The 6,950-nt window shown below is 58.4% G+C and carries 9 protein-coding genes; 7 read left to right on the top strand and 2 right to left on the bottom strand.

What is annotated here, in order from left to right; all coding sequences use genetic code 11:
- Positions 1–65 precede the first annotated feature (65 nt).
- Positions 66–1,097 carry a phage portal protein gene (locus BBW68_RS12960; RefSeq protein WP_070135681.1) on the bottom strand — a complete coding sequence of 344 codons (1,032 nt, stop codon included), beginning with the start codon at positions 1,095–1,097 and terminating at the stop codon, positions 66–68.
- Positions 1,097–2,860 carry a terminase ATPase subunit family protein gene (locus BBW68_RS12955; RefSeq protein ID WP_070135680.1) on the bottom strand — a complete coding sequence of 588 codons (1,764 nt, stop codon included), beginning with the start codon at positions 2,858–2,860 and terminating at the stop codon, positions 1,097–1,099. The genes BBW68_RS12960 and BBW68_RS12955 overlap by 1 nt, the downstream gene beginning before the upstream one ends.
- Before the next feature lie 145 nt (positions 2,861–3,005).
- Here BBW68_RS12955 and BBW68_RS12950 point away from each other — a divergent pair, with 145 nt between their 5' ends.
- From BBW68_RS12950 to BBW68_RS12920, 7 genes are all read left to right on the top strand, one after another.
- The gene (locus BBW68_RS12950; RefSeq protein WP_070135679.1) at positions 3,006–3,854 is read left to right on the top strand and encodes a GPO family capsid scaffolding protein; all 849 of its coding nucleotides are present in this window, start codon (positions 3,006–3,008) and stop codon (positions 3,852–3,854) included.
- Positions 3,855–3,896: 42 nt separating this feature from the next.
- Positions 3,897–4,991 (top strand): phage major capsid protein, P2 family, encoded by a 1,095-nt coding sequence (locus BBW68_RS12945; RefSeq protein ID WP_070135678.1) that lies wholly within the window; start codon positions 3,897–3,899, stop codon positions 4,989–4,991.
- A 3-nt stretch (positions 4,992–4,994) separates the two neighbouring features.
- Complete coding sequence (locus BBW68_RS12940) at positions 4,995–5,663, top strand: phage terminase small subunit (RefSeq protein WP_070135677.1); 669 nt, start codon at positions 4,995–4,997, stop codon at positions 5,661–5,663.
- Positions 5,664–5,751: 88 nt separating this feature from the next.
- Positions 5,752–6,216 (top strand): head completion/stabilization protein, encoded by a 465-nt coding sequence (locus BBW68_RS12935; RefSeq protein WP_070135676.1) that lies wholly within the window; start codon positions 5,752–5,754, stop codon positions 6,214–6,216.
- Complete coding sequence (locus tag BBW68_RS12930) at positions 6,213–6,416, top strand: tail protein X (protein ID WP_070135675.1); 204 nt, start codon at positions 6,213–6,215, stop codon at positions 6,414–6,416. The genes BBW68_RS12935 and BBW68_RS12930 overlap by 4 nt, the downstream gene beginning before the upstream one ends.
- A gap of 5 nt (positions 6,417–6,421) precedes the next feature.
- Positions 6,422–6,643, top strand: a complete 222-nt coding sequence (locus BBW68_RS12925; RefSeq protein WP_070135682.1) for an HP1 family phage holin — start codon at positions 6,422–6,424, stop codon at positions 6,641–6,643.
- A partial coding sequence (locus tag BBW68_RS12920) for a glycoside hydrolase family protein (RefSeq protein ID WP_148127673.1) occupies positions 6,630–6,950 on the top strand: 321 nt, incomplete at its 3' end. The genes BBW68_RS12925 and BBW68_RS12920, both read left to right, overlap by 14 nt.

The raw sequence follows: 6,950 nt of genomic DNA, 5'->3' as shown, positions 1-6,950 counted from the left end.
AGGATTAACCACCATTAATTTCTTTAAAGCTGATTAATAAAAAGCCCGGAACATCCGGGCTTGTTTCAATTACCACTCTCTAAGTCGTAATTTTTAAAAATTATAACTTCCTCGCCAGTCCAGTCGTTGATTTCTTTCATACGCTCCTGCAGCGGCGTCAGCTCGTTCCTGACAAACACCTGTGACGCCTTCACCGCGTCCCCGAACCCGCCGGAGTTATCAGGGATAATTCCCATCATCTGTGGCGGCACGCGATGCGCGCTGAGCAGGTCGTCCCGGCTGGCTTTTTTGATGTTAAAGAAATCATCTTTCGTTGCCACCTCGCTGAGCGGCAGGATCTTGATGCCGTCCGGCTTGCCGTTCGGCGCGTACATAAACAAGTTGCGGAAATTGCCAATTCCTTTGGTATCGCGCATTGCCTGACGCATCCGGTCTACGTCGCTGGAACTTTGCGCCGCGTCGGTCATATACAGGATGTAACCGGCGTGAGCGCCATTCTGGTAATACTTACGGCGAAACAGCGTGGCCGCTTCATTCAGCCAGGCGGAATTCAGTGCGCTGAGGTATTCCGGCAGGCCGTACAACTCCTGATTAATGTCCGGTTCAATCAGGTGAAACACGCTGCCCGCCGCGAACTGGTGCGGCTCCTTCCAGTCATTGATAAACCAGTATTCACCGTCTTTAACCCCCTTGCGGGTGAACTTCGCCGGGGTGGTTTCCAGTCTGAACGGCTTGCCCAGGCTGTTGCGGCGCAGCTCGGCAAACGCATTGCCGAACACCAGATAATCCAGCGCAAACTTGCTGAACTCCTGTTGACTCATCATCGGGTGCGGGATAAAGGTGGAGGCCAGAATGTTGCGCTTAACGTAAATCGGCGAGCTGTGATGCACCGCCGAGCGCAGACTTTTCGCCAGTCCGTGAAAGCTGACCGGCGGCTCATACCAGCGCCCGTTTCCGATGCACTCGGCATAATCCAGTATATCGCGCTTATCCATCACCGGCGTGGGATCGCCGAAGGTGAACGCCTCAACCTGCTGAGGCGCAGCCGGTACGGTCTGGGGTTGTGCTTTAAATGCCTTACGGCTGCGTTTGTTCATCAGTAAAATTCCAGAATTGAAGGGTTAGCGCCGCCGCTGGCAGCGGTAAGCGGTTCATTTAACAGGGCATGCATAATTGCCCAGGCGACGTCGGCGTGGCTGGCGTCCTCGCTGCGGCTTGCCTCATAAGTGGAACGGTTGCCGCTGGCGGTCATGGTTTTGCGGATAGCCATAAAAGACTGCGTGATATCCGTGCTGCCAGCGTCGTACTCAAGCCGCCCGCTGCCGATGGTGTCTTTTGCCTTCAGTACCATCCCGGTTTTCACTTCCGGCGAGTAACGGATCTCCCTTGCTGCCGGGTAGAACTGGCGTACCAGCTGAAAAACACCCTGGCCGATGCCGGTCGCATCCACGCCGATATACTCCACGCAGTATTTTTTCGTTAAATCCTCAATGGATTTCGCCTGTGCGGCAAAGTCCATGCCCCGCCACTGATGATGTTCCAGCACGCGGAATTTACCGCCTGCAACCAGCGGCGGCGCGAGTACGGCGCAGCCCGCGCTGTCGCCGGTGTGCGACGGGTCATAGCCAATCCATACCGGGCGGTAATCGAACGGGCGCAGCGCGTACGGATTAAAGTCCGTCCATTCTTCCAGACTGTCGATCATGCAGGTCTGCAGCTCGGCGAACGGGAACACGCTCGCTTCATCGTCTACAAACTCACACATCAGCAGGTTCTGATATTCCGACGGACTGTATTCAAGGGAGAGCTGGTCCAGGTCAAACAGGTTACAGCCGCCGGTCAGCGCATCCTCAACGGTGACAATCTGCCGCCACTGTCCGTCACCGCACAGCGCACCTTTCGCCAGGTGCGAGTGTGTCAAATCCAGTTCAATGCGGTCGCCCTTGCTACGCCTGCCCTTGTTAAACAGCTCGCCCGACCAGAACGGATAGGCGCTGTGCGAGAGGCTCGATGGCGTGGAGAAATAGGTAGTGCGCCATTTCTTGTGCAGTGACATGCCGCTGGCGACCTTGCGCAGCTCCTGGAATTTCGGGATCCAGAAATATTCATCCAGATACAGGTTGCCGGTGTAGCTCTGCGCGGTGCGCACGTTCGTCCCCAGGAAAATCAGCCTTGCGCCGTTCGGCAGCACAATCGGATCGCCTTTCAGGTCGACGTCAACCTGACGGGCGAAGTCGATGATGTAATTTTTGAAGACATGCGCCTGGGCTTTACTGGCCGACAGGAAAATCTGGTTGCGCCCGGTGGTCAGCGCGTCTATCAGCGCTTCGCGGGCAAAGTAGAATGTTGCGCCAATCTGGCGGGACTTCAGGATATTGCGAATGCGGTGCGTCAGCCCGGCCCTGTGCCAGTTGAGCTGGTACTCAAAGCAGCTATTCATAAACAGGCCGGTAAGCTTTTCGGTCTGCTCCTCGCTGAATTCGTTTTTAATCACCGGCTGGCGCTCACCCCTGTTGCGGTTGCGCACGTTGGGGTTTAAGTCCGCCTCGTTACCCGAACTGCGGTAGCGCTCCACGCGGGCCAGTCGCTCTATCTGACGGCCAAGCGCGTCTATTTCCTTGTAATCCCCGTTGCCTTTCACCTCTTTCATGATGAGCTGGATTAACCGCGCCTCCATGCTGGCCTCAACGCGACTGATGGGCGCAATGTCTTCCCACGCGTCGCGCAGCTTCCAGCTCTGCACGGTCGGTGTTTTCTGGTTAAGCGTCTCCGCAATCTGGCGCACGGAGTAACCCTGCCAGTAAAGCAGTGCGGCCTGACGGCGCGGATCGCTGATGGTGGTTGTGGGTGTCATGTTCATAGCGACAAGGCTACCGGTGCGCAAATGGCCGCGCCTGCTGTCCCTGTTTGCTGATGGCTGAGCGGGCTGGCTTTCGTTGAGCGGACAGGCCGTGGCGGTGAAACTGGCCCCGACCTGAACCAACTCACTGACCGGAGCCTGATTAATGGCAACACTTAAAGCAAAGCGTTTTCGCATCGCAACAGAAGGCGCAACCACCGACGGCCGCGTGATTTCCCGCGACTGGATTTCGCAGATGGCAAAAAACTATGACCCGGAGATGTACGGCGCCCGCATCAACATGGAACACATCAAGGGTTACACCGCTGACAGCCCGTTTCGCCGTTATGGCGACGTCACCGCCCTGAGCGCGGAAGAAGTCACCGACGGCCCGCTGAAAGGCAAGCTGGCGCTGTACGCTGACATCAGCCCGACCCCGGAGCTGGTCGAACTGACCAAAGCCCGCCAGAAAATCTACACCTCCATTGAGGTTCGCCCGGAATTTGCCGACACCGGCGAGGCGTACCTGATTGGCCTGGCGATTACCGATGACCCGGCGAGCCTGGGTACGGAAATTCTGAGCTTCAGCGCCACGGCGTCAGCTAACCCGCTGGCCTCCCGTAAGCAGCACAAAGACAACCTGTTTACCGCCGCCGAAGAAACGCTGATTGAGTTTACCGAGGAAGCCGATCCGGCCCCGTCACTGCTGGCCCGCGTGTCGGCGATGTTTTCCGCAAAAAAGAAAACCGACGGCGAGCAGTTTGCCGACGTCAGCGCAGCCGTGACCGCCGTGGCGGAGCAGGTACAGCAGAATGGCGAGGAGCAGACGCAAAAGCTGTCGGCGCTGGAGCTGGCCTTAACTGAGCGGCTCGACGCGCTGGAGCTGCAGGCCGGTGAAGACCGTACCGCCTTTACCGCGCTACAGGTGCAGCTGGGCAAAACCGACGGCGGCTTTTCCCGTCGCCCGGCCTCAACCGGCGGCGATAACAAGGCCAGCGTGCAGACCGACTGCTGATCAGCCCGTAATAAAAAAAACTAACTGAATACAGGAGCGCAAATGCGCCAGAACACCCGCTTTAAATTTAACGCTTTCATGTCCCGCCTGGCCGAGCTGAACAACGTCGATACCGGCGACATGAACAAGAAATTCACCGTTGAGCCGTCGGTAACACAGACGCTGATGAACCGCGTGCAGGAGTCCTCTGATTTCCTGACCCGCATCAACATCGTGCCGGTATCTGAAATGAAAGGCGAAAAGGTCGGTATCGGCGTGTCCGGTTCGATTGCCAGCACCACCGACACGGCGGGCGGCGACGAGCGCGAAACCGCGGATTTCTCCGCACTCGACAGCACAGGCTATGAGTGTGCGCAGGTTAACTATGACTTCCACATCCGCTACAACACCCTTGACCTGTGGGCGCGCTACGAAGATTTTCAGGCCCGCCTGCGTGACGCCATCATCAAACGCCAGTCTCTTGACCGCATCATGATCGGCTTTAACGGCGTGGCGCGCGCCAAAACTTCCAGCCGCGCCAAAAACCCGATGTTGCAGGACGTGGCCGTGGGCTGGCTGCAGAAGTACCGCAATGACGCGCCGAAACGCGTGATGAACAAAACTACTAACGAGGATGGCTCAGTATCCGAGGGCGTACTAATCGGCAAAGGCCGCACCTTCGTAAATCTCGATGCCGTGGTGATGGACGCGACCAACAACCTGATCGAGCCGTGGTATCAGGAAGACCCGGAGCTGGTGGTGATCTGCGGTCGTCAGCTGCTGGCCGATAAGTATTTCCCGCTGGTTAACCAGTCGCAGGCCAACACCGAAGCACTGGCGGGCGATCTGATTATCAGCCAGAAACGTATCGGCAACCTGCCAGCGGTGCGCGTGCCGTACTTCCCGGCGGATGCAGTGCTGATCACCCGTCTGGACAACCTGTCGATTTACTTCCAGGAAGGCACGCATCGTCGCCTGATTGACGAAGTGGCGAAGCGCGACCGCATCGAAAACTACGAATCCATTAACGAGGATTACGTAGTTGAGGATTATGCGGCCGGTTGCCTGATTGAGGGGATTGTCCTGTCTGATTTGCCAGATGAAGTTAAAGCAGATGCTGCCACTACCGAAGCCGCTGCGGAAACCCCGGAGGCGTAACGCATGTTAAGTCCTGCCCGACGTCACCTTATGCGGATGGAAGCGGTTGAAGCCTCGCAGCAGGCCAGTAACCCGCTGCGCCACGCCAACGGCTACGAACTGATGCTGCTGAAGCTTAACGACGACAAACGCCGCCTGAAGAAAGTGCGCTCGCAGGAGCGCAAGGCAGAACTCAAGCGCGACATGCTGCCGGAGTATCTGCCGTGGGTGGCGGGCGTGCTCGCTAAAGGAAAAGGCGCACAGGATGCCGTACTGATGACCGTCATGATCTGGCGGCTGGATGCAGGCGACGTGCCGGGCGCGCTGGAGATTGCCCGGTACGCGCTGGCGCACGGTCTGGTGCCACCGTCCGGCTTCAAGCGTGACGCAACGGGCTATCTGCTGGCTGAAGAAGTTGCTGACGCCGCGACCCGCGCCTGGGTGCTGAAAACGCCGGTGGATACCGGGCCGCTACTGGCGACGATTGAGCTGACGAAATCCGAAGACATGCCCGACCAGGTGCGCGCCAAGCTGCACAAAATCACCGGGTACGTTCTTCGTGAGGCGGGCAGGGGTTTGGATGCGATGCAACACCTTACACGGGCGCTACAGCTAAACGAGGGCTGTGGCGTCAAAAAAGACATTGAGCGGCTGGCGACTGAGCTGAAAAAGCAGGCCATTGCTCGCCGCTGACCGAAAGCGCCCCGCGCAGGGCGGCAGAGCTGCAACGCATTTTAATGCCTGCGCGGCTCTCCACCGCCCACCTATTTTAAGGCCGACTATGAACATGCTTGTGATACCCGCCCCGCGACCGGCAGATGCTGCCGAGCCGCCGGTAAAGAACACCTTTTTCTGGCCTGACGTGGATTTGCAGCAGCTGCGCGACACGCTGCGTTATGAGGGTACCGTGACCGCACAGCGCCTGCGCCTTGCGGTGAAAACGGCAATTTCAGAAGTGAACGCCGAGCTGTACGAATGGCGCTATGAGCAGATGGCGGCGGGCTTTAAAACCCTGCCTGACGTCCCGGCGGAAAGCTTTGACGGTGAAAGTGAAAAGGTTGCGCACTACTTCGCCGCCGTTTCTGCCATTACCGCCGCGACCATCGTCGAGCGCTATCGCGGCTATGACGCCAGCGGAAAAAAAGGGGCAGAGGTTGAGGCGAGCGCGGACGAGTACTGGCGCGACGCGCGTTTCAGTATCAGCCGTATTGCCGGGTGTTCCGGCTGCATTGTGAGCCTGCTGTGATTATTTACGCGCAGCAGGGCGACACCGTGGATCAGATTTGCTGGCGCTGGTACGGGCGCACGCAGCAGGCCGTCGAGCTGGTCTATGCGGCCAATCCGGGGCTGGCCGAAAGCGGGCCGGTACTGATGCACGGCTGCGAGGTGACGCTGCCGGATCTGCCCGCAACGTCTGCGGATGAAACCGTTAACCTGTGGGACTGAAAAAGATGGAGAAAATCAACTCGCTGATCAACTACCTGATCGGGCTTGTGCTGATGTGGTTTGGCCGTCACACGCCACAGGATATCGCCTTTATGGTGGGTTCCGGGGTCGCCGTGGTCACGCTGGTGATCAACGTGGCGACGTTTTTTATCAACTGGCATTACCGCCGTAAAACGTTTGAGCTGCAGCGTCAGAACGTGCAGGGGGTGAGCGATGAAGGCCGCTAAGCGTTGCACCGTGGTGGCCGTGGTGGCAATCGCCGTGCTGCTGCCACAGTTTAAAACGCTGAAGATTTCCGAAGGCGGATTGCAGCTTATCGCCGATGCCGAGGGGTGCCGCACCTCGCCTTACCAGTGCAGCGCCGGGGTCTGGACGAACGGTATTGGCCACACCGCAGGCGTGACGCCGCAAAGCCGGGTCAGCGAACGGCAGGCGGCGGTCAATCTGGTGTATGACGTGGTGCGTGTCGAGCGCCAGCTTGACATTTGCGTACCGGTGGAAATGCCCGCGCCGGTGTATGACGCGCTGGTCAGC

Source organism: Candidatus Erwinia dacicola, assembly GCF_001756855.1.
GTDB classification, from domain to species: domain Bacteria; phylum Pseudomonadota; class Gammaproteobacteria; order Enterobacterales; family Enterobacteriaceae; genus Erwinia; species Erwinia dacicola.
Note: the sequence above shows the minus strand (reverse complement) of the source record. Positions and strands in the feature narration are given on the sequence as shown.